This is a genomic window from Roseococcus thiosulfatophilus (genome assembly GCF_017311575.1).
GTDB lineage: Bacteria > Pseudomonadota > Alphaproteobacteria > Acetobacterales > Acetobacteraceae > Roseococcus > Roseococcus thiosulfatophilus.
This window is the reverse complement of record NZ_JAFFQY010000002.1, coordinates 103,171-123,924: the sequence shown is the minus strand read 5'-3', so window position 1 is coordinate 123,924 and position 20,754 is coordinate 103,171. Positions and strand designations below refer to the sequence as shown.

Below are 20,754 nucleotides of genomic sequence, written 5' to 3'. Positions count from 1 at the left end.
GCCCCCGCTTCAACGCGCGGCTGGCCCTGCATGGAGGGGCCTCGCCCGTGACACTCGACATTCAGGCCGTGCATGCGCTGCGCGCCGAACTCTGGCGGCAGGGGTTCCGGCCCGTCGCCGTGTGCAACGCCGACGATCCCGGCCCGTCGCCTGGGAAGCGGCCAGTAGGGCACGCCTGGCAGGAACGGGCGCGCCGCGATCCGTCCGAGGCCGCGACGCTGGCGCCGAGCGCCGACGCCCTCAATACGGGTATCCTGTGCGACAGGCTGCGCGCCGTGGACGTGGATTGCGAGCATGCCCGCATCGTCGCCGCGATCCGCGATGCAGCCGAGCGCCGGCTCGGCGTGCCGCTCACGCGGACCCGTTCGAACTCGGCGCGCGTGCTACTTCTCTATCGCGCCGCCGCTGTCTCAGGGCCGATGCCCGGCAAGCGCAGCCTGCAAGGCGCGCGCGGCGCGGTTGAGGTGCTTGGCAAGGGACAGCAATTCGTCGCCTTCGGCGTGCATCACTCCGGCGCGGTGCTCGAATGGGAACCGCTCGGGCCGGACCTGGTGCCCGTGCACGCGCTGCCTGCGATCACGGAAGATCAGCTTACCGCCTTCCTCGCCGAAGACGTGGCGCCGCTGATAGGCGCCGATCCCGCGAAGGCTTCGCCGCCCGTGGCGCGCGAGCGCCCCGCGGATGCAGGCGTGCCGATGGTGGAACTCGACACGCCGGCCGCGTTGCAGATGGCGCGCGACAGGATCGCGGCGACGCCGCCGGCATCGGAGCCGGGACGAAGCAATGCGCTCTACAAACTCGCCTGCGCGGTGCGCGACTTCGGCGTGTCGGAAGGCAGGGCGCAGGAAGAGTTGGCGCCGTGGGCCTTCGGGTGCTCCCCGCCGATGGAACCGGGCGACGGGGCGGCCGTGGTGACGAATGCCTATCGTCACGGACAGAACGCGCCCGGCGCGCGGCATCCTGCTGTCGCGTTCGCTGGCGTCACGGTGGAAGCTCCGCCGCCGCCTCCCGTCGCGCCGCCGCCCCCTGAGGTGCGCGCGCCCGCTGTCACCGAAGAGGCATTGGCGCAGCGTTTCACGGCGCAGGAAGGCGACCGCATGCGCTACGTCGCCGCGTGGTCCAGGTGGTTCCGATGGGACGGCGCGAGGTGGAAGCAGGAAGACACCCTGCACGCCTTCGATATCGCGCGCGCCATCTGCCGCGACGAAGCTGCGCGATGCACGGACAGCGGCGACCGGGACGCGCTTGCGAGGGCGAGCACCGTGTCGGCAGTCGAACGCCTGGCACGTGCCGACAGGGCACACGCGGCGACCGTCGAACAATGGGACGCCGACGCCTGGTTGCTCAACACGCCTGCCGGCATCGTGGACCTGTGCACCGGCGAGACGGCGCAGCACGATCCCGCGGCCTGCCTGACGAAGATGACGGCCGCTGCGCCTGGCGGCGAGTGCCCGACCTGGTTGCGCTTCCTGGACAGGATCACGGGCGGCGACGCCGAGCTACAGGGCTTCCTCGCACGGATCGCAGGCTACGCGCTCACGGGTAGCACGCGGGAGCATGCCCTCTTTTTCATCTATGGGACCGGCGGTAACGGCAAGGGCGTGTTCCTCAACACGCTGGCGGCGGTGCTCGGCGACTACGCGATGACGGCGGGCATGGAGACGTTCACCGCTTCGAAGGCCGAGCGCCACCTCACGGAACTGGCACGGCTGCGCGGCGCGCGCATGGTCACGTCGCAGGAGACGGAAGCCGAACGCGCATGGGCGGAAAGCCGCATCAAGGCATTGACGGGCGGCGATCCGGTGACAGCGAATTTTATGAGGCAAGATCACTTCACCTACGTTCCGCAGTTCAAGCTTTTCATCGCGGGCAACCATAAGCCCGGCCTGCGCGCCGTTGACGAAGCGATGCGGCGGCGGCTGCACATGATCCCGTTCGCCGTGACGATCCCCAAGGAAGAGCGCGACCACGCGCTCGCCGACAAGCTGCGCGGGGAGTGGGGCGGCATCCTGGCATGGGCGCTGCGCGGCTGCCTCGAATGGCAGAGGATCGGGCTTGCGCCGCCTGCCGCGGTCCTGGACGCGACGGCCGCGTATCTCTCGGATGAAGACGCGCTCGGCCAATGGCTGGAAGCCTGTTGCGACGTGGCGAAGGACCGCTTCGCCCTGTCCGCAACGCTCTTCCGTAGCTGGTGCGAATGGGCGCGGGCAGCCGGCGAGGCGCAGGGCACACGGCGCAGCTTCGCGCAGGCGTTGCAGGGGCGCGGCTTCCGGCCCGGACGATGGGGCGGCGCATCGGATCGCGGTTTCCACGGCCTCGAAATCCGACAGCCCGCATCTCGGGGGCCGGCCCCCGAGATGCGTGTCGGCGGGGAGGGCGGGGCATGACCGACGCTTCCGACACAACTCTCATTATAGACGACTACGCGCGCGTCACGCCGATAATACAGTTTGCGTCGGAAGCGTCGGTGCAATGCTGTCCAAGTCTCAACAAACATATTGAACGCGCGCGAACGAATACGCACTCTGGCGAGATGAAGCGTCGGTCTTGTAGTGTATTGCACGATCTGAGTTCAATGAATGTTGGATGCCTGTCCACGCTTTATTGCTTGACATCCAGTTTCTTTCTGAATCAATCCTCACGTCATGCCAGTTCTTGACCCTCAACCGGCGGCTGCCCTGCCCACGGGCGCGCGACCGTCCCTGCTCCTCGGCCCCGCCCTCCCGCGTCGCCGTAGCCTGTTGCTCCCCGAGCGCGGCCAGCGCGGGCGGTCCCGCCACGTCCAGGCGCGCGTGGCAGCCGTCGCCGCTTTCCTCGCCAGCCTGCCCGCCGGGTCCGCCGTGACCGCGCGCGAGGTGCTGTCTCGGGTTCCGGGGCTGCGGCTCGCACCGGGGCAAGAGGCCGCGGTCAAGGCGGCCCTGCGGGCGGCAGGCTGGCGCAGCGCCGGGCGCGGCTGCGAACTCTGGACGCGGCCCGGCGACGTGCCCGCCGAGCGGCGTTCGCAGGCGTCGCGCTGGCACCCTGCCGTGGCACGGCGCATGGACCGGATTGCGGCCTTCCTCGCCACGCGCACCGCCGTCACGGCGGAAGAGGTGGCGAGCGCCGTGGGCATCTCCCTGCCAGGCCAGCGGCAACGATGCGTGGCGCGCGCGCTCGCCCGTCTCGGGTTCATGCCCCCAAGACGCGGCGGCCGTGTGTGGACGCGGGGCGCGGCACAATGAGCGCGGCCAAGCTCCCGCCCCTCGCGCATGTGACGATGCCCGGCGCATCGGCACCGCAGCCCGTCGCCGTGGTGCGCGCGCCGGACGCGCCGCCCGATGCGCCGCCCGTCATTGTGGCGCTGCCAGAGAAGCGGAAGCCGGGGCGTCCCAAGGGGTCCAAGTCCGCGCACGTGAAGGCCAGAGAGGCGGCACTCGCCGCTGCCATGTGCGACCTGCTTGCCACGTCAAGCGACGTGCTCGCGCACGGGATGACACTGGCACGCGGCCTTCTCGCCAAGAAGCGCGATGACGGCAGGCGCGCGGCGCTGGCGCGGGCGATCCGGGACGCGGAAGTGCGCGCTCGCGCGGTTGAGGCCGCAGCCCGCGAACTCAAGGCCGATGCTGCGCGATGGGCGGACAGCCCGGCCATCGGCCTGCCGGCGACAGTCACGGACTTCCTGCCTCAGCTTCTCGCGCACGTGGAAGACAGTCTTGGGCTTGCGCGGCTGCGCGTGAACGCCGTGTGCTCGGGCTGCCCCGATCACTTCCTCGCCGCGCTCGGCATCATCACGGCTGGCGCCGGAGCGGATGCCGAGCCGCCGCCCGAGCCGGAACCGCAGCCCGAGACGGACGCCGAGCGCGACGCGCGCGAACTCGCCGAGATGCTGTCGTGACCGACGCGCCCGAGACGCCTTCGCCCGCTGCGATCCTCTACCCTTCGGCCGCGAAGCCTGACGCGCCCGCCGCGACGCCTGCCAGCACGGCGCAGAAGCCCGCGCCAGCCGCACCGGCACCAGCCGCGCAGCCCGGCAAGGGCACGTGGCAGGCACCGGGCGCCGCGCCCCCTGACGCAGCCGCGACGGCTTCGCCTGGCACCGCGGCACGGCCCGAGATGAAGGCGGCCGAGCCGCCCGCGTCGCCTGCCGCTGCGATCTACGCCGAGCCGATGAAGAGCTTCGCGGACGTGGTAGCTGCAACGCCGCTGCCCGAAGGCGACGCAGAGGCGGCCGGCTTCGATCCCGGCGAGGAAGGCAAGGCTGCGCGTGAAGTCGTGCGCTCGGCGTTCCTGGCGTCCGGCGCGTCGGCGGCCGAGACTTCGGAGTTGTGGGGCATCGCCGTTGAGGCGGCGCGGCCTGACTACGAGCCGCAGACTTACGAAGCCGCCGAGCACGATCTACGCGCCGCCTGGGGCGCCGACTATGACACCCGGCTCAACCGTGCGCGAACCCTCATGCGTGACGTGGCGAGGAAGCACCCCGCCGTGGCGGCAGAGGTGAAGAAGCTCGGCCTGGACAACTCGCCACGCTTCATCGCGGCAGTCGAGAAGGCGGCGCGGCGGCGCGGGCGGTAGCGCCGTCCCGGCCTGCCACGCGCCGGGCCGCCACGGTGGCGCTACAGGCGGGCGAGGCGCCGCCGGGTAGTGCGGACCCGGCCGCACCTTCCACGCCACTCCGGCACGCTGGAAACCTTGAAGGCTGCCCACGCCAAGCCGGCCCGTCCGCCTCGAAGCGGTGCCGGGGCGGCGCGGCGTTGCGGGGCGGCGACCTGGCACCGGGCGGTTCCACCCCCACCCCCTTCGCTTTGCGGATCGGGCGTCAGGGCGGGGGGTGGGGCCGCCGACACCCCCCACCACGCTGCAACCCACCCCACGCGCGCAAATTGCCCTAGGTGGCGACCTGTATCATGGCCACGTGGCACCACGTCCAAGCCGCAAAAATTTTTGCGCCCTACGCGAAGGCGTTTGATACCCCGCCTGACACCCCGGCACGTCGCCGCGGCGCCGATCCGTGCGAGGCGCGCACCTCGCCAGAACCCGCGGCCATCGTGCCTGACTGGCAATCCGCGCGCGTGCTACACCTTCCGCGGACGTATCGGAGCGGACATGCCTACCTGGTTCACGACCCTGACGCCCTTCGTGTTGGCGCTGCTCACGTGGACCCTGGGCTTTTGGGCGTGGCGGTATCAGTTGCGCGCCAAGCGACGCACCGAACTCGCGGAGGAAGCCTTGCTCGCGTTCGCGCAGGCGGTTGACGCATTGGCCAATGTGCGCGCGCCCATGCGATGGTCGAACGAGTTGGAGGCGCTTCGCAAGGAGCGCGACAAAGACCCGCAGAAGCCCATGCCGGGCGAAGACTTCCTGGTGGTCTTCCGCCGGTATCGCGAACAGCAGGACAAGTTCACCGCCTTGCGCCGCCTGCACCTCCTATGCCGGTATCACTTCGGCGACGCCGCGGGGCGCGCCTTCGACCAATTGCGCGAGGCCGTGCATGAGGTGACGGTTGCGGCGCACATGGGCGCGACGACGCCAGAGAGCGAAGTCACATCGCCAGAGGACCGGGCGATGCGGCGTGAATGGCGAAACACGATATGGGCCGGATCGTCTCGGCCCGATCTGATTGCGGAGAAAGTGGGGGCGGCGCAGCGCGACCTTGAAGCGATACTCACGCCGCATTTGCGCGCCGACGCGGCCTTGCTGCCCATCGCAGTAGGCTGGCGATCCGGTAAGGCGCGCGCCGTGGCGCTCATTCAACGCGGCAACTCATCCAAGCCGACCAAGGCGCCAGACTGACGGCGCGTCGGGCATCGCTCGCCCTGGCCAAGTAGCCCGACCGGCACGCGGCGGCCCGCCCTGCTTGGCCATAGCGGCAACGGGCGGTTAACTTGTTCATCGGCCACATGGAGGCGCGGCCCGCCGCCCGGCCGGCGATCCTGCTTGCGATCCTTGCGTTGCACAGGATGATGTGATTCCGAACACGTGCCAGGAAGAGGACCGTCCCGATTCGCAGCTTCTACGCCATTGAAAGGCCAGAGTCCTTCGCCGGCAGGCGGGGCCGCCCGACCGTGGTTGACCTGTTCTGCGGCGCGGGTGGGCTGTCTCTCGGGCTGGCCAATGCGGGGTGGGATGTGCGGCTCGGCTCCGACATGGACCCGGCCTGCGCGGCGACGCACCGCGTCAACTTCCCGCGCGTGCCCTTCTACCAAGGCGACATCCGCGACCTGTCGGCGGATGCCCTGTTGGACATGGCGGGCGTGCGGCCGGGCGAACTCGACATGCTCGCCGGCGGCCCGCCGTGTCAGGGTTTCAGCATTCTCGGGCAGCGGGCGCCGGACGATCCTCGCAACGGCCTCTTCGGCACGTTCCTGGACTTGGCGGCTGCGATCCGCCCGAAGGTGATCCTGATAGAGAACGTGCCCGGCCTCGCCACGCTGGACGGCGGGCGCATCCTGTCCGCCATCTCGCGCCGCTTCGATGAGATGGGTTACGACGCCGACTGCGCCGAGCTTGTCGCCGCTCAATACGGCGTGCCGCAACTGCGCTGGCGCTTGGCGTTCATCGCGTGGCGCCGCGATCTTGGGAAGCGTGGCGGCTTCCCTGAGCCGACGCACGGGACGGCCGGCATCGGCGACCTGGTGCCGAACCGCACGCTGCATGCGGCGCACGCCGAAGGCTTCCTGAGCATCTTTGACGCAATCGGCGACCTGCCGGAAGTCGCGGCCGGCGGCACGTCGCACCACTACACGCGCGGGCCGCAGACCGAGTATCAGGCGGCGATGCGCGCGGCGAACGGCGACCGGGTGGAAAACCACTACGCGCCGAAGCTGTCTGAGCAGAACATCCGCCGTATTCTCGCGCTCAAGCCGGGGCAGGACTGGCGCGCCCTGCCGCACCATCTGCTTCCCGCCGGCATGCAGCGTGCGCTTCGCAAGGATCACACGCGGCGGTATCGCCGCATGACGTGGGAGGGCGTAGCGCGCTCGATCATCACGCGCTTCCGCGATCCGAAGTCGGGCGAATACATCCACCCGGAACAGACGCGCACCATCTCCATCCGCGAGGCGGCGCGCATCCAGTCCTTCCCCGACTGGTTCGTGTTCCGCGGTTCGAACAGTGAGCTTTACGACCAAGTAGGCAATGCGGTGCCGCCACTGCTGGCGCGTGCCATCGGCGCGGAAATCCTCAAGGTGCTCAAGGCGAAGAAGGCGCCGAAGTTCGCCGCGCCGAAGAGCCGCTACCGGCTTGAGCAGCTTCCGCTTGCCCTGTCCTTCGCGGCCTGACGGTGGCGCGCGCTCCCGCACGGCCAAGGGCGCCGCGTCCGCCTTCCAATCACGTCTCGGAATGGTTCGGGCATCGCGTCTATCCCGAGGTTCGCACCTCGCCGCAGGCGCTTGACGACCAGCACAACCGACGCTGCCCGTTCCTCACGGCGGCGAAGGGCACGGTGACTGAGTGCACGAAGGCGGACAACGCCAAGGGCGTGTGCACGATCAGCACGAAGCCGGGTCCGCGCGCACCGCGTCAGGATTGGCTTGTCTGTCCTACGCGCGTGCTCGGCCCTGCGATGCTCAATGCGTTCGTGGGGCGGCTGTTCGGCTTCGCCGCTGGTGCGCCGGCCTTCATCATCCCGGGCCTGCGCCTGTCGGAAGCTGCGACGCGAACGGACGTGGCAACGCGGCTGGCGGCAGGCGAGCGCGTCTTCATCTACTTCAACAGGACACTCGGCGGCGAACTGAGCATCCCCGGCACGGATGCCAGCCCCGAGTTCAGCTTTGACGTGACGGTGTTTGAAATCGTGCTGCGCGACGGCCATCCGAACCTTGACCGCTTCGGCGTGATCGAGGTGCAGACGATGGACTTCCACGGCTCCTACAAGCATGCCGTGCAGAACCTACGCGACGGGCTGCGCCTCTTCCCGACCGACTTCCCGAACCAGCTTCATGCAAACCAGCAATGGCTGTCTGAGCACGTGGAAGGGCCGAACATCGCCAACGTGTTCAAGCGCACCTTTTACCAGATGATGTTCAAGTTTCAGCTTGGGCAGCATCCGCGGTGCGCGGGATGCGTGCTGGCGATCCCCGTGAGCGTGTGGAACTCGTGGGGTCCGCATCTCGGCAACCCGACCTTGACCGCGCACGGCGACGGCACGGACGACCTGTTCGCGCCGGGGACCACGCGGCCAGCGCACGTGCCCGCCTGGATTTACGTCTTCGGCCTGGACGCCGACGATGCGACGACGCCAAGCCCGCTTGTGGCGAAGAACATCATTGCCACGGACGCGCCCGCCATGGGGCACTATGCCCTGTCTGTCGCGCCTGCGAACTCACTGGCGAGCATCGGGAGCGAAGCCGGCATGCTGACGCTGGCGCGCAGCCGGATCAGCGCCCTGTGGCCGGAGCTTGGGGCGACCCTCACCGCCGATCCGGCGCCGGGGACGCCAGCGGCCTAGCTGGCGACGCTGGCGAGCGTCGCCTTGCGCTTCGCCTCGAACTCGGCGGCGGCTTCCTCGAACGGACGGGCCGGGTTCGCCAGCGGCCGGACCATCATGAGGGACGGCTTGCGGCGGACGTAGTAGCCGCCCTTCATCACCGCCAGCCATCCCGCCAAGCCCTGCGCCGCAAGGCCGCGTTCGGCCGCTTCGACCTCTTCGGGCGTGGGGTCCGTGTGCCGCCCCATCGTGACGTGGCGGCCGTCCGTGCCGAGCACGATCCATCGGGTTTCGAGCGCGGCGCGTTCCATGTCAGGCGGCCAGCGCGGCGGCCACGGCGGCGTTGCGCTCGCGCTGGTCTTCGTTCGCCAGTTCCACCCACTCGCGGGCCGCGGCTTCGTAGTCAGCCGGCCAATGGGGCGCCGTGGGGTTGCGATCCCAGGCGCGAGCCATCGGGTTCCACACCTCTACCGACCATCCGCCGATCACGGCGGGCTGGTAGAGGCGATGTTGCCAGTTCATCGGGTCGGGCGTGGCGATCATGGGGTGGATTCTAGCCAGGCCGGAATCCGGGTGCGAGGGGAGATTGCAGGGCTTCGCCACACGGCTTGGACGTGGCGGTAAGACAGGGTCCCAAGGGCGCCCGTCCAGGCAGCCCGCCCCCGTGCCGTGTGTCCGCCGTGCCACGCCCGCCGAGCGATCTTCAGCGGCCGTTCCCCACACGCCGGCAGAACTGTGGGGAGGATTGTGGGGACGATCACCGCCACTCTCGCCAAAAACCCAATCGAATCAGCTGCTTAGAAGGGGTAGGTGGCGGAGGGGATGGGATTCGAACCCACGAAGCGGATTATCTCCGCTTAACGGTTTAGCAAACCGCCGCCTTCGGCCACTCGGCCACCCCTCCGCAGGAGTGGAACGTCACACGGCGTATGCAGTTGCGGGTGATACAGCCCCAACCCGCCCCCGTCAAATGCCGCAACCGGGGGGCATGACCCCCCCGGCCAGCCCTTCAGCCGAGCGACACCTCGAAGCCCCGCGCCGTCGCCGGGCGGGCCATCATCCGCTCATACCAGGCGGCCACGTTGGGCAGGTCGTCGAAGGGCACCTGGTGCCGCTCATGCCGCCAGGCCCAGCCGATGATGGCGAAGTCGGCGATCGAGGGCTCGCCCTCCGTCGCCACGAAATCCCGCCCCGCCAGGCGCCGGTCCAGCACGCCATAGAGGCGCTTGGTCTCGGTGTGGTAGCGGGTGAAGCCGTAGTCCCGCGCCGGGCCCTCGGGCTGCATCAGGAAGTGGTGCACCTGGCCGGGCATGGGGCCGAAGCCGCCCATCTGCCACATCAGCCACTCCATTACCGGCACGCGCGCGGCGAGGTCCTTCGGCCAGAACTTGCCGGTCTTCTCCGCCAGGTACCACAGGATGGCGCCGCTCTCGAACACCGTGGCCGGCTTGCCATCGGGGCCATTGGGGTCGCGGATGGCGGGAATTCGGTTGTTGGGCGCGAATTTCAGGAACTCGGGGTTAAACTGTTCGCCCTTTGAGATGTTCACAGGGTGCACGCTGTAGTCCAACCCCATCTCCTCGAGGGCCACGCTGATCTTGCGGCCATTGGGGGTGTTCCAGGTGTGCAGTTCGATCGTCATGCGGGGCCTCGTTCCGGAAGGGACAAGGTTCCATATGGCGCAAGCGCCACGTCAACACAAAGGTTCGCCCACCCATGCCCAGCCGCCACGACGATTACGCCGCCATGCGCTACCACGCCAACGCCAAGTCGCTGTTGGTGGCCTACCTCATCTGGTTCTTCCTGGGCTATGGCGGCGTCCACCGCATGTATCTGGGCCGCTGGGTCTCGGGCCTCGTCATGCTGGGCGTCTTCGTGATGTCCTGGGTCCTGTCGCTGATCTTCATCGGCTATATCGGGCTCGGCTTCATCCTGGTGTGGTGGGCGCTGGACGCGCTGCTGATGCCGGGGCTGGTCAGCCGCAGCAATGAAGACCTGATCCGCCGCCTCTCGCGCTGACACGAAGCGCAAGAAAGCGTGGGCGGCGCGCCCTTGCCGCGCCGCGCGCCGCCCGGCTAGACCCCAAGCCCATTGCAGTTCAGGGGCCAGCGAATGCGCGCAGCCATCATCCTCGCGGCGGGGCAGGGCACCCGGATGCGGTCGAGCCAGCCCAAGGTGATGCACCACCTGGCCGGCCGGCCCATGGTGCAGCACCTGCTGGCCGCCTGCGCGCCGGTGTTCCAGCGCATCGTCGTGGTGGTGGGGCCGGGCATGGAGGAACTGGCCGCGGCCGTCGCCCCGCATGCCACGGTGGTGCAGCAGGAACGCCTGGGGACCGGCCACGCCGCCCGCATCGCCGCCCCCCTGCTGGAGGGCTTCGGCGGCGACGTCGCGGTGCTCTATGGCGACAACCCGCTCATCACCACCGCCACCCTGGAACGACTGGTCGCGGCGCGCGACGCGGCGGACCTCGCGCTGCTGGCCATGCGCCCGGCCGAGCCCGGCCGCTATGGCCGCGTGGTGCTGGACGGGGCCGGGCAGGTGGCGCGCATCGTCGAACACGCCGACGCCACGGAGGAGGAGCGCGCCATTCCTCTCTGCAATGCCGGCGTGGTCTGCGCCGCCGCGCCGCATCTGTTCCGCTGGCTCTCCGCGCTGCGCAACGACAACCGCCAGGGCGAATACTACCTGACGGACGTGGTCGCCGCCGCCCGCGCCGAAGGCCTTCGCACCACCGCCGTCGAGGCGCCGGAGGCCGAACTGCGCGGCATCAACACCCGCGTCGAACTCGCCGCCGCCGAGGCCGAGATCCAGTCGCGCCTGCGCGAGGCCGCCATGCTGGGCGGCGCCACCCTCACCGACCCCGGCTCCGTGACGCTGGCCTGGGACACCCGCCTCGCCCCCGACGTGGTGGTGGAGCCGCATGTGGTCTTCGCGCCCGGCGTCATGGTGGAGGAGGGCGCGCGCATCCGCGCCTTCTCGCACCTCGAGGGCTGCGTGGTGCGCGCGAATGCCATCATCGGCCCCTATGCGCGGCTGCGGCCGGGCGCCGATGTGGGGCAGGGCGCCCATGTCGGCAATTTCGTGGAGCTGAAGGCGGCCACCCTCGGCCCCGGCGCCAAGGCCAACCACCTGACCTATCTGGGCGACGTGACGGTGGGGGCGGGCGCCAATATCGGCGCGGGCACCATCACCTGCAATTATGACGGCGTGAACAAGCACCGCACCGAGATCGGGGAGGGTGCCTTCATCGGCAGCGACACCGCCCTCGTCGCCCCGGTGCGCGTGGGCGCGCGCGCCATCACCGCCGCCGGCAGCGTCATCACCGAGGATGTGCCGGAGGATGCGCTGGCCATCGCGCGCGGCCGCCAGGCCAACAAGCCCGGCCGCGGCGTCAAGCCGCGCCGCAAGAGCTGAGGAGCCCATCCCATGTGCGGAATTGTCGGAGTAGTCGGCCGCGAGGCCGCCGCGCCCCGCCTGCTGGACGCGCTGCGGCGCCTCGAATACCGCGGCTATGACAGCGCGGGCATCGCCACCCTGACCGAGGGCCGCATCGAGCGCCGCCGCGCCGAGGGCAAGCTGCACAACCTCGGCACCGTGCTGGAGGCCACCCCGCTGGAAGGCACCACCGGCATCGGCCACACGCGCTGGGCGACGCATGGCGCGCCGGTGGAGCGCAACGCGCACCCCCATGCGACGCTGCGCGTGGCCGTGGTCCACAACGGCATCTTCGAGAACTACGCCGAACTCCGCGCGGAGCTTGAGAGCAAGGGCTACGTCTTCGAGACGGAGACCGACACCGAGACCTTCTGCAAGCTGGTGGACTGGCACCTGGTGCAGGGCCTGCCCCCGCGCGAGGCCGCTTCCGCCGCCCTCTCGCGCGTGCACGGCGCCTTCGCGGTCGCCATCATGTTCGCCGGCCACCCCGAGATGCTGGTGGTGGGCCGCCACGGCGCGCCGCTCGCCGTGGGCTATGGCGAGGGCGAGATGTTCGTGGGTTCCGATGCTCTTGCCCTGGCCCCGCTCACTCGCCGCATCGCCTATCTGGACGAAGGCGACCACGCGGTGCTGACGCCCACCGGCGCGCAATTCTACGACGCCGAGGGCGCGCCCACCGAACGCGCCATCCGCCTCAGCGCCGTCTCGGGCGCGGCCATGGGCAAGGGCAACTACCGCCACTTCATGGAGAAGGAACTCCATGAGCACCCGGCGGTGCTGGGCGACACGCTGCGGCAATACCTCGACCCCGCCACGCTCGGCGTGAACCTGCCCAACCTGCCCTTCGACATCCGCGAGGTGCCGCGCCTCACCATCACCGCCTGCGGCAGCGCCTTCCTGGCCGGCCTCGTCGGCCGCTACTGGATCGAGCAGCTGGCGCGCCTGCCGGTGGACGCCGATGTGGCGAGCGAGCTGCGCTACCGCGACCCGCCGCTGCCGGAAGGCGGTGCCGCACTCCTCATCAGCCAGAGCGGCGAGACGGCCGACAACCTGGCCGCCATGAAGATGCTGCGCGCGCGGGGCCAGAAGATCCTGTCCATCGTGAACGTGCCCGAGAGCAGCATGGCGCGCGAGAGCGACGCGACCGTGCTGACGGTGGCGGGGCCCGAAATCTCGGTCGCCTCCACCAAGGCCATCACGGCGCAACTTTCGGTGCTGGCCTGCCTCGCCATCGGCTTCGGTCGCGCGCGCGGCACCCTCTCGCCGGAGGAGGCCGCGCGCCTCTCCACCGCCCTGCTGCAGGTGCCCGAGCACGCGGCGGCGGTGCTGGCGCAGGATGCCGAGATCCGGGCGCTCGCCGCCGAGGTGGCCGGGGCGCGCGACGTGCTCTTCATCGGCCGCGGCGCGCTCTATCCCATCGCGCTGGAAGGTGCCTTGAAGCTGAAGGAGATCAGCTACATCCACGCCGAGGGCTATGCCGCGGGCGAGATGAAGCACGGCCCCATCGCGCTGATCGACAACACGGTGCCGGTCATCGCGCTCTGCCCCTCTGGCCCGCTCTATGAGAAGACGGCGTCCAACCTGCAGGAGGCGGCGGCGCGCGGCGGGCGCATCATGGCCTTCACCGATGCCGCCGGCGCCCCGGCGCTGCGCCGCTTCGCCGAGCGCGTGGTGGTGCTGCCCGACGCCGACCCCTTCAGCCAGCCCATCCTGCACGCCATCCCGGTGCAGCTGCTGGCCTATCACGTGGCGGTGCTGAAGGGCACGGATGTGGACCAGCCCCGCAACCTGGCCAAGAGCGTGACGGTGGAATAGGCAGAACGCCGAGGAATGGGGCAGGAGGCTGCGCGAAACCCCCTGCATTGCCCGGAAATTGCCCTTGGCGGCGGCGCGCTCCTGAACAATTGGTTTCCCGGAACGGACATCCTGTCCCGGCCGGAGAGACCACATGAACCGTCGCATGATGCTGGGCGCCGCCGCGGGCGGCATCGCGGGCAGCCTCGCCACCCCCGCCGTCGTCACCGCGCAGACCACCTTCAACTGGCGCATGACCAGCTTCTACGGCCCCCAGGCGGCCTTCTACTCCACCGGCCCGGGCTCCGCGCGCGACCTGATCGATCGCATCCAGCGCATGTCCAACAACCGCATCCGCATCCAGTTCTTCGGCGCGGGCGAACTGATCCCCGCCGCCGAGGGCTTCGACGCCGTCAGCGCCGGCATCGTCGAGATGAACTACGCCAACGCCTATTTCTGGACCGGCAAGACCTTCGCCGCGCAGTACTTCACCGCCGTCCCCTTCGGCCTGAATTTCCAGGGGCTGAACGGCTGGATGTATGATGGCGGCGGCCTCGACCTCTGGCGCGAGGTCTATGACCGCTTCAACCTCGTCCCCTTCCTCTGCGGCAACACGGGCGTGCAGATGACGGGCTGGTTCCGCCGCCCCATCAACACGGTCGAGGACCTTCGCGGCCTCAAGATGCGCATCCCAGGCCTCGCGGGCCGCGTCTACCAGGCGCTGGGCGTGGATGTGCGCCTGCTGCCGCCGGGCGAGCTGTTCCCCGCGCTGGAACGCGGCGTGATTGATGCCGCCGAATTCGTGGGCCCCTATCTCGACCGGCAGCTCGGCCTGCACCGCGTCGCCAAGCACTACTACACGACGGGCTGGCACGAGACGGCGACGGCGTCGGAGCTCACCATCAACAAGGCCGCCTGGGCCCGCCTGCCCAATGACCTCAAGGCCATCGTCGAGAACGCGGTCGCCGCCTGCAACGTGATCTCCGAGGCCTGGTGCCAGAAGAACAACGCCGACGCGATGGAGGACCTGATCCGCAACCACGGCGTGGAGGCCAAGGAACTGCCGGACGCCGTGGTGGCCCGCCTGCGCGAGGAGAATGCGAAGGTGCTAGAAGCCGCCATCGCGCGCGACGCCGTCACCCGCCGCGTGCATGAGAGCTACATGGCCTACAAGGCGCGCTTCGACGCCTGGTCGCGCTATTCCGAGGTGCCCTACCACAACAAGATCCGCGAAGCGTGACGCGCCTCGCCGACACGCTGGAGGGGGCGGTCGAATGGCTCGGCCGCCTCTCCGCCGTGGCCCTCATCGGGCTGGTGCTGGTCATGGCGGGCAATGTGCTGCTGCGCTACGGCTTCGCCACCGGCAGCGTCTGGGCACAGGAGCTGGAATGGCACCTGATGTCACCCATCGCGCTGCTGGGGGCCGCCTGGGCGCTCAAGCATGGCGAGCATGTGCGGGTGGACGTGCTCTATGCCCGCATGAGCGAGGTGTGGCAGCGGCGGGTGGAGTTCCTCTCCTGCCTCGCCGGGCTGCTGGTGTGCGTGGCCGTCATCTGGCTGTCCTGGCGCTATGTCATGCAGTCCTGGGCGCAGAATGAGGGCTCGGCCAATCCGGGCGGCATTGATGCGCGCTACATCCTGAAGGGGTTCATTCCCTTGGGCTTCGCGCTGCTGGCGCTGCAGTTCACCGCCCTTCTCCTCCGCCTCGCGCCGCAATTGCGGCGCTGACACCGGACCCCCTTCATGCCGATCCAGGAAATCTACGCAATCGCCATGCTGCTTGCGTTCTTCGCGCTGCTGCTGGTTGGCGTGCCGGTGGCGCTGACGCTCGCCATCTCGGGCTTCGTCTTTGGCTGGCTGGGCTTCGGGCCCATGCTGTTCAACCTGCTGCCGGCGCGCATCTTCGGCGTGGTGACGAACTACACCCTGCTGGCCATTCCCCTCTTCGTCTTCATGGGGGTGATGCTGGAAAAGTCCCGCCTGGCGGAGGACCTCATGGCCGTGGTGGGCCGCCTCGCGGGCAATCTGCGGGGGGGGTTGGCGCTCGGCGTCGTCTTTGTGGGCGTGCTGATGGGGGCGACCACGGGCATCGTGGGCGCCACGGTCGTCACACTCGCGTTGCTGGCACTGCCGGCCATGATGAGCCGCGGCTATGACCGGGGCCTGGCCTGCGGCGTCATCTGCGCCTCCGGCACGCTCGGGCAGATCATCCCGCCCTCGCTCATCCTGATCCTGATGGCGGACATCATGAACCTCTCGGTCGGCACGCTCTTCGCCGCCGCGGTGTTCCCGGGCCTGCTGCTGGCCGGCATGTTCGCGGCCTATGTCATCATCCTCGGCATGGTGCGGCCCGACATGGCGCCGCCCGTGCCGGCCGAGGAACGCGCGCTGATCGACACGCGCCAGCTCATCCTGCGGCTGCTGCGGGTGGTGCTGCCGCCGGTGGGCCTCATCATCGCCGTGCTGGGCTCCATCATCGGCGGCATCGCGGCCCCCACGGAAGCGGCGGCGATGGGCGCCTTGGGCGCGGTGGTGGTGACGGCGCTGGGCCGGCGCTTCAACGCGACCCTGCTGTGGGAGAGTGCCGCCGCCGCCGCGCGCATCACGGCCATGATGATGTTCGTCCTCATCTGCGCGCAGGTCTTCGCCCTGGCCTTCCGCGGCCTGCGGGGCGAACAGCTGGTGGAGGACCTCTTCGCCTTCCTCCCCGGGGGCGTGAACACCGACATCCTGTTCATGCTGCTGCTGATCTTCGTGCTGGGCTTCTTCCTGGAATGGATCGAGATCAGCTACATCGCGGTCCCCCTCTTCCTGCCCATCTTCGCGAGTTCCGGCGTGGACCCGGTGTGGCTGGCGGCGCTGATCGCCGTGATGCTCCAGACCTCCTTCCTGACGCCGCCCTTCGGCTGGGCGCTGTTCTTCCTGCGCGGCGCGGCCCCGCCCGAAATCACCACGGGCGAGATCTACCGCGGCGTCATCCCCTTCGTGGCCTTGCAGATCCTGGCGGTGGGGGCGGTGTTCGCCTTTCCCGCACTGGCCACCTGGCTGCCGCGCGCCATCGGCTGGTAGCCCCGGTTTCATTGCGGGAAGGGAGCGCCTACATGGGCGGGGTGACGCAACGGCCCAGGAACCCCGCCCATGCCCTATGATTTCGACCTCTTCGTCATCGGCGGCGGCTCGGGCGGGGTGCGGCTGGCGCGCATCGCGGCGGGCCATGGCGCCCGCGTGGCCGTGGCCGAGGAACGCTTCTGGGGCGGCACCTGCGTCAATGTCGGCTGCGTGCCCAAGAAGCTGATGGTCCAGGCCGCCGAATATGGCCGCTGGGCCGAGGACGCCGCGGCCTTCGGCTGGGACATCACGAAGGGCGCGCATGACTGGGCGAAGCTCGCCGCCGCGCGCGATGCGGAGGTCACGCGGCTTTCCGGCATCTATGGCCGCCTGCTGCAGGGGGCGGGCGTCACCAGCTTCGACGCCCGCGCGACCTTCGAGGACGCGCACACGCTGCGCGTCGGCGACCAGCGCGTCACCGCCGAACGCATCGTGATCGCGACCGGCGGGCGGGCCACGCGGCTCGACATTCCGGGCGCGGAACTGGGCCTCATCAGCGACGACCTGTTCACCCTGCCGGCCTTGCCGAAGAAGGTCGCCATCCTGGGCGCGGGCTACATCGCGCTCGAATTCGCCTGCCTGCTGCACGGGCTGGGGGCGGAGGTGGAGGTCTTCCACCGCTCCCCCCAGGTGCTGCGCGGCTTCGACAATGACGTGCGTCTCTGCCTGACGGAGGCCATGACGGCCCAGGGCATCCGCATGGAGGGGGGCGTGAACGCCACCCGCCTGCAGCGCCTGCCGGAGGGGCGCATCCTGCTCGGCCTCTCCAACAACGGCATGCGCGAGGTGGATGCGGTCTTCTTCTGCACCGGCCGCGCCCCCAACACCGAGGGGCTGGGGCTGGAGCGGGCCGGGGTGAATGTGGCCGAGGGCGGCGCCATCCCGGTGGATGAGGACCACGCGACCAACATTCCCCACATCCACGCCATCGGCGACGTGACGGACCGGCTGAACCTCACCCCCATGGCGACGGCCGTTGGGCACGCGCTGGCCGACAGCCTTTACGGCGGCAACCCCCGCCGGGCCAGCTATGAGAACGTGCCGACGGCCATCTTCACCTCGCCCCCCGTGGGCACGGTGGGGATGAGCGAGGAGGAGGCGGCGCGGCGGGGCCCCGTGGACATCTACCTCACCCGCTTCACCCCCATGCGCCACACCATCACGAAGCGCGAGGGCATGCGGGTGATGATGAAGCTGGTGGTCTGCCAGCAAAGCCAGCGCATCCTGGGCGCGCACATGGTGGGCGAGGATGCGGCCGAGATCATGCAGGGCATCGGCATCGCCGTCCGGATGGGCGCCACCAAGGCGGATTTCGACCGGACCATCGGCATCCACCCCACGGCGGCCGAGGAACTCGTGACGCTGCGCACACGCACGCGTGTCGCGGGGGTCACCGCTGACGCGGCGGAATAGGCCCAGAGGTAGCCACGCGCCCGGGCCTGTCCTAGTGTCATGGACCTTTCTTCACTGGAGTGACGGCCATGGCGCGTGAATGGCGCCCCGATTCCTGGCGGCAGATGCCTATCCGGCAAGTGCCGGACTATCCCGACACGGCGGCCCTCGCCGCCATGGAAGCCAAGGTCAAGACCTTTCCGCCGCTGGTTTTTGCGGGCGAGTGCGAGCGATTGAAGGCCGCGCTCGCCGAAGCTGCCCAAGGCCAGGCCTTCGTCCTCCAGGGGGGTGACTGCGCCGAAAGCTTCGCCGACTTCCATGCCGATGCCATCCGCGACAGCTTCAAGGTGCTGTTGCAGATGGCGGTCGTGCTGACCTTCGGCGCCGGCATGCCGGTGGTGAAGCTCGGCCGCATGGCGGGGCAGTTCGCCAAGCCCCGCAGCAGCGATGTCGAAACCCAGGACGGCGTGACGCTGCCCTCCTACCGCGGCGACATCATCAATGGCGCGGCCTTCACGCCCGAGGCCCGGGTGCCCGACCCCGCGCGGATGGAATTCGCCTATCTGCAATCGGCCGGCACGCTGAACCTGCTGCGCGCCTTCGCCACCGGCGGCTTCGCCGACCTGCACCAGGTCCATCGCTGGAACCTCGACTTCGTGGCGCGCTCGCCGCTCGCCGACCAGTATGAGGGCCTGTCCAACCGGATTGATGAGACGCTGCGCTTCATGGCCGCCTGCGGCATGAACAGCGACAACGCGCCCCAGATCCGCGAGACGGCCTTCTACACCAGCCATGAAAGCCTGCTGCTTCCCTATGAGGAGGCGCTGACCCGCCAGAGCAGCACCCACCACCGCACCTATGCGTGCAGCGCGCATTTCCTCTGGATCGGCGACCGCACGCGCCAGCCGGACGGCGCGCATGTGGAATTCCTGCGCGGCGTGGCCAACCCCATCGGCATGAAGGTGGGCCCCACGATGGATGCGGGCGAGCTGGTGCGGCTCACGGAAATCCTGAACCCGCGCAATGAGGCCGGGCGCCTCACGCTCATCTCCCGGATGGGGGCGGAGAAGGTCGAGACGAAGCTGGCGCCGCTGGTGCGCGCGGTGCGCGAGGCCGGGCGCCAGGTGGCCTGGCTGTGCGACCCCATGCACGGCAACACCACCACCCAGAACGGCTACAAGACCCGCAGCTTCGACGCCATCCTGGACGAGGTGCGCCGCTTCTTCGACGTGATGGCGGCCGAGGGCGCCCATGCCGGCGGCGTGCATGTGGAAATGACCGGCCGCGACGTGACGGAATGCGTGGGCGGTGCCCAGAAGCTGACGGCCGCCGACCTCTCGGCCAACTACGCCACCTTCTGCGACCCGCGCCTGAACGCCGAGCAGTCGCTGGAACTGGCCTTCCTCATCGCCGAGGAATTGAAGGCCCACCGCGCCCGCCCCGAGCGCATCCCCGCCCGGGCCGCGCAGTAGCGCCCATGCGGGATGACGAGATCGCGGGGCGGACCGACAGCTATTTCAACCGCACCCGCCGCATCGTCGAGAAATTCGGCGATGCGCGCGTCACCTACGCGGTGTTCCTGCGCCGGCCGGTGGTTTCGGCCCCCCGGCTGGCGGTGGAGTTCCTGGAGGCCGTCTCGGCGCGGCGTGGCACGCCCATCGAGATCGAGGTGAAATACCCCGAGGGCTCCTGGGTGGGGGCGGGTGATCCGTTGCTCTACCTCACCGGTTCCTTCGCCGCACTGGCCGATCTGGAAACGCTCTATCTCCAGAAGCTGGGCCCGGCCTGCGTGGCCGCGCACAACGCCTACCAGATGTGCCTCGAACTGCCCGGCACCGCCTTCCTGGCCATGGAGGCGCGCCACTGCGCCGGCCAGGAGATGCAGGAGATGATGGCCTATGCCGCCAGCGTGGGCAGCGCGGCCGCCCGGCGCGAGGGCGCGCGCGGCTTCATCGGCAATGCCAATGACGCGACGGCGCATTGGTTCGGCGCCAAGGCCGGGCGCGGCACCATGCCGCATGCGCTGATCGGCTATGCGGGCTCCACGCTGCGCGCCGCCGAGATGTTCCACGCCACCTACCCCGAGGACGATCTGACGGTCCTGGTGGATTATTTCGGCCAGGAGGTGACGGACAGCCTGGCCGTCTGCGCCCGCTTCCCCGAACTGGCGGCGGCGGGCCGGATGGCCGTGCGGCTGGACACCCATGGCGGGCGGTTCCTGGAGGGGCTCGATCCGGCCGAGAGCTATGCGGTGCTGGAACGCCACGCGCCGGCGGCCATCCGCCGCTATCGCAGTGAAACCGAGCTGCGCCACCTGGTCGGCACCGGCGTCTCCGCCGCCGCCATCTGGCGCGTGCGCGAGGCGCTGGACGCGGCGGGCTATCCCAAGGTCCGCATCGTGGGCTCCTCGGGCTTCGGGGTGGGCAAGTGCCGCGTGATGGCCGAGGCGCGGGCGCCGCTCGACCTGGTCGGCACCGGCAGCTTCATCCCTGACCTCTGGAGCGAGACCTACGCCACCGCCGACATCGTGGACTATGACGGGGTGGCGCGGGTGAAGGTGGGCCGCGAATTCCTGCTGCGGAAGAACGGGCAAAGGCGTGGGAGTTGAATTGACCGCG

At 69.7% G+C, this 20,754-nt stretch carries 19 protein-coding genes and 1 tRNA gene; 16 read left to right on the top strand and 4 right to left on the bottom strand.

Translation table 11 applies throughout. From position 1 onward, the window contains the following. Positions 1-47: 47 nt before the first annotated feature. The 7 genes from JTN19_RS01470 to JTN19_RS01440 all read left to right on the top strand — a co-directional run bounded on the left by JTN19_RS01470 (position 48) and on the right by JTN19_RS01440 (position 8,425). Positions 48-2,387, top strand: a complete 2,340-nt coding sequence (locus JTN19_RS01470) for a phage/plasmid primase, P4 family (RefSeq protein ID WP_206929465.1) — start codon at positions 48-50, stop codon at positions 2,385-2,387. Positions 2,388-2,792: 405 nt separating this feature from the next. Beyond that, positions 2,793-3,221 (top strand): hypothetical protein, encoded by a 429-nt coding sequence (locus JTN19_RS01465; protein ID WP_206929462.1) that lies wholly within the window; start codon positions 2,793-2,795, stop codon positions 3,219-3,221. After that, on the top strand, positions 3,218-3,874 hold the full coding sequence (locus JTN19_RS01460) for a hypothetical protein (protein WP_206929460.1): 657 nt from the start codon (positions 3,218-3,220) through the stop codon (positions 3,872-3,874). The genes JTN19_RS01465 and JTN19_RS01460 overlap by 4 nt, the downstream gene beginning before the upstream one ends. Further along, on the top strand, positions 3,871-4,551 hold the full coding sequence (locus JTN19_RS01455) for a hypothetical protein (protein WP_206929457.1): 681 nt from the start codon (positions 3,871-3,873) through the stop codon (positions 4,549-4,551). The genes JTN19_RS01460 and JTN19_RS01455 overlap by 4 nt, the downstream gene beginning before the upstream one ends. Before the next feature lie 531 nt (positions 4,552-5,082). Beyond that, complete coding sequence (locus JTN19_RS01450; protein WP_206929455.1) at positions 5,083-5,769, top strand: hypothetical protein; 687 nt, start codon at positions 5,083-5,085, stop codon at positions 5,767-5,769. A gap of 272 nt (positions 5,770-6,041) precedes the next feature. Next, positions 6,042-7,256 (top strand): DNA (cytosine-5-)-methyltransferase, encoded by a 1,215-nt coding sequence (locus tag JTN19_RS01445; protein WP_206929453.1) that lies wholly within the window; start codon positions 6,042-6,044, stop codon positions 7,254-7,256. A 2-nt stretch (positions 7,257-7,258) separates the two neighbouring features. Then, positions 7,259-8,425: a PDDEXK family nuclease gene (locus tag JTN19_RS01440; RefSeq protein WP_206929451.1), complete on the top strand. Its 1,167-nt coding sequence runs from the start codon at positions 7,259-7,261 to the stop codon at positions 8,423-8,425. On the opposite strand, the gene JTN19_RS01435 is transcribed toward JTN19_RS01440, so the two are convergent. The 4 genes from JTN19_RS01435 to JTN19_RS01420 all read right to left on the bottom strand — a co-directional run bounded on the left by JTN19_RS01435 (position 8,422) and on the right by JTN19_RS01420 (position 10,046). After that, positions 8,422-8,715, bottom strand: coding sequence for a hypothetical protein (locus tag JTN19_RS01435; protein WP_206929448.1), 294 nt, complete (start codon positions 8,713-8,715; stop codon positions 8,422-8,424). The two genes, JTN19_RS01440 and JTN19_RS01435, sit on opposite strands and share 4 nt — an antisense overlap. A 1-nt stretch (position 8,716) precedes the next feature. Beyond that, a complete protein-coding gene (locus JTN19_RS01430) occupies positions 8,717-8,947 on the bottom strand; it encodes a hypothetical protein (protein WP_206929446.1) in 231 nt (76 codons plus the stop codon). Between the two features lie 268 nt (positions 8,948-9,215). Next, positions 9,216-9,308, bottom strand: a tRNA-Ser gene (locus JTN19_RS01425). A gap of 105 nt (positions 9,309-9,413) precedes the next feature. Then, positions 9,414-10,046: a glutathione S-transferase family protein gene (locus JTN19_RS01420; RefSeq protein WP_184386648.1), complete on the bottom strand. Its 633-nt coding sequence runs from the start codon at positions 10,044-10,046 to the stop codon at positions 9,414-9,416. Positions 10,047-10,120: 74 nt separating this feature from the next. On the opposite strand from JTN19_RS01420, the gene JTN19_RS01415 reads away from it, so the two are divergent. The 9 genes from JTN19_RS01415 to JTN19_RS01375 all read left to right on the top strand — a co-directional run bounded on the left by JTN19_RS01415 (position 10,121) and on the right by JTN19_RS01375 (position 20,744). Continuing rightward, positions 10,121-10,423: a TM2 domain-containing protein gene (locus JTN19_RS01415; RefSeq protein WP_206929444.1), complete on the top strand. Its 303-nt coding sequence runs from the start codon at positions 10,121-10,123 to the stop codon at positions 10,421-10,423. Between the two features lie 93 nt (positions 10,424-10,516). Beyond that, positions 10,517-11,821 carry a bifunctional UDP-N-acetylglucosamine diphosphorylase/glucosamine-1-phosphate N-acetyltransferase GlmU gene (glmU, locus tag JTN19_RS01410; protein ID WP_206929442.1) on the top strand — a complete coding sequence of 435 codons (1,305 nt, stop codon included), beginning with the start codon at positions 10,517-10,519 and terminating at the stop codon, positions 11,819-11,821. A 12-nt stretch (positions 11,822-11,833) separates the two neighbouring features. Continuing rightward, positions 11,834-13,657: a glutamine--fructose-6-phosphate transaminase (isomerizing) gene (gene glmS, locus JTN19_RS01405; RefSeq protein ID WP_206929433.1), complete on the top strand. Its 1,824-nt coding sequence runs from the start codon at positions 11,834-11,836 to the stop codon at positions 13,655-13,657. A gap of 133 nt (positions 13,658-13,790) precedes the next feature. Then, a complete protein-coding gene (locus JTN19_RS01400; RefSeq protein WP_206929431.1) occupies positions 13,791-14,876 on the top strand; it encodes a TRAP transporter substrate-binding protein in 1,086 nt (361 codons plus the stop codon). After that, positions 14,873-15,364 carry a TRAP transporter small permease subunit gene (locus tag JTN19_RS01395; RefSeq protein WP_206929429.1) on the top strand — a complete coding sequence of 164 codons (492 nt, stop codon included), beginning with the start codon at positions 14,873-14,875 and terminating at the stop codon, positions 15,362-15,364. Before JTN19_RS01400 ends, JTN19_RS01395 begins: the two co-directional genes overlap by 4 nt. Before the next feature lie 15 nt (positions 15,365-15,379). Further along, on the top strand, positions 15,380-16,705 hold the full coding sequence (locus JTN19_RS01390; protein WP_206929427.1) for a TRAP transporter large permease: 1,326 nt from the start codon (positions 15,380-15,382) through the stop codon (positions 16,703-16,705). A gap of 69 nt (positions 16,706-16,774) precedes the next feature. Beyond that, positions 16,775-18,157, top strand: a complete 1,383-nt coding sequence (gene gorA, locus JTN19_RS01385) for a glutathione-disulfide reductase (protein WP_206929425.1) — start codon at positions 16,775-16,777, stop codon at positions 18,155-18,157. Positions 18,158-18,225: 68 nt separating this feature from the next. Beyond that, positions 18,226-19,608, top strand: a complete 1,383-nt coding sequence (locus tag JTN19_RS01380) for a class II 3-deoxy-7-phosphoheptulonate synthase (RefSeq protein ID WP_206929416.1) — start codon at positions 18,226-18,228, stop codon at positions 19,606-19,608. A gap of 5 nt (positions 19,609-19,613) precedes the next feature. Then, positions 19,614-20,744 carry a beta/alpha barrel domain-containing protein gene (locus JTN19_RS01375; RefSeq protein ID WP_206929414.1) on the top strand — a complete coding sequence of 377 codons (1,131 nt, stop codon included), beginning with the start codon at positions 19,614-19,616 and terminating at the stop codon, positions 20,742-20,744. Positions 20,745-20,754: the final 10 nt, after the last annotated feature.

Bases quoted from the DNA above. Each gene is read 5' to 3' on its own strand.
- JTN19_RS01460 (WP_206929460.1), top strand. From the start codon at position 3,218: ATGAGCGCGGCCAAGCTCCCGCCCCTCGCGCATGTGACGATGCCCGGC.
- JTN19_RS01450 (WP_206929455.1), top strand. From the start codon at position 5,083: ATGCCTACCTGGTTCACGACCCTGACGCCCTTCGTGTTGGCGCTGCTC.
- JTN19_RS01435 (WP_206929448.1), bottom strand. From the start codon at position 8,715: ATGGAACGCGCCGCGCTCGAAACCCGATGGATCGTGCTCGGCACGGAC.
- JTN19_RS01430 (WP_206929446.1), bottom strand. From the start codon at position 8,947: ATGATCGCCACGCCCGACCCGATGAACTGGCAACATCGCCTCTACCAG.
- JTN19_RS01420 (WP_184386648.1), bottom strand. From the start codon at position 10,046: ATGACGATCGAACTGCACACCTGGAACACCCCCAATGGCCGCAAGATC.
- JTN19_RS01415 (WP_206929444.1), top strand. From the start codon at position 10,121: ATGCCCAGCCGCCACGACGATTACGCCGCCATGCGCTACCACGCCAAC.
- glmU (WP_206929442.1), top strand. From the start codon at position 10,517: ATGCGCGCAGCCATCATCCTCGCGGCGGGGCAGGGCACCCGGATGCGG.
- glmS (WP_206929433.1), top strand. From the start codon at position 11,834: ATGTGCGGAATTGTCGGAGTAGTCGGCCGCGAGGCCGCCGCGCCCCGC.
- JTN19_RS01400 (WP_206929431.1), top strand. From the start codon at position 13,791: ATGAACCGTCGCATGATGCTGGGCGCCGCCGCGGGCGGCATCGCGGGC.
- JTN19_RS01390 (WP_206929427.1), top strand. From the start codon at position 15,380: ATGCCGATCCAGGAAATCTACGCAATCGCCATGCTGCTTGCGTTCTTC.
- gorA (WP_206929425.1), top strand. From the start codon at position 16,775: ATGCCCTATGATTTCGACCTCTTCGTCATCGGCGGCGGCTCGGGCGGG.
- JTN19_RS01380 (WP_206929416.1), top strand. From the start codon at position 18,226: ATGGCGCGTGAATGGCGCCCCGATTCCTGGCGGCAGATGCCTATCCGG.
- JTN19_RS01375 (WP_206929414.1), top strand. From the start codon at position 19,614: ATGCGGGATGACGAGATCGCGGGGCGGACCGACAGCTATTTCAACCGC.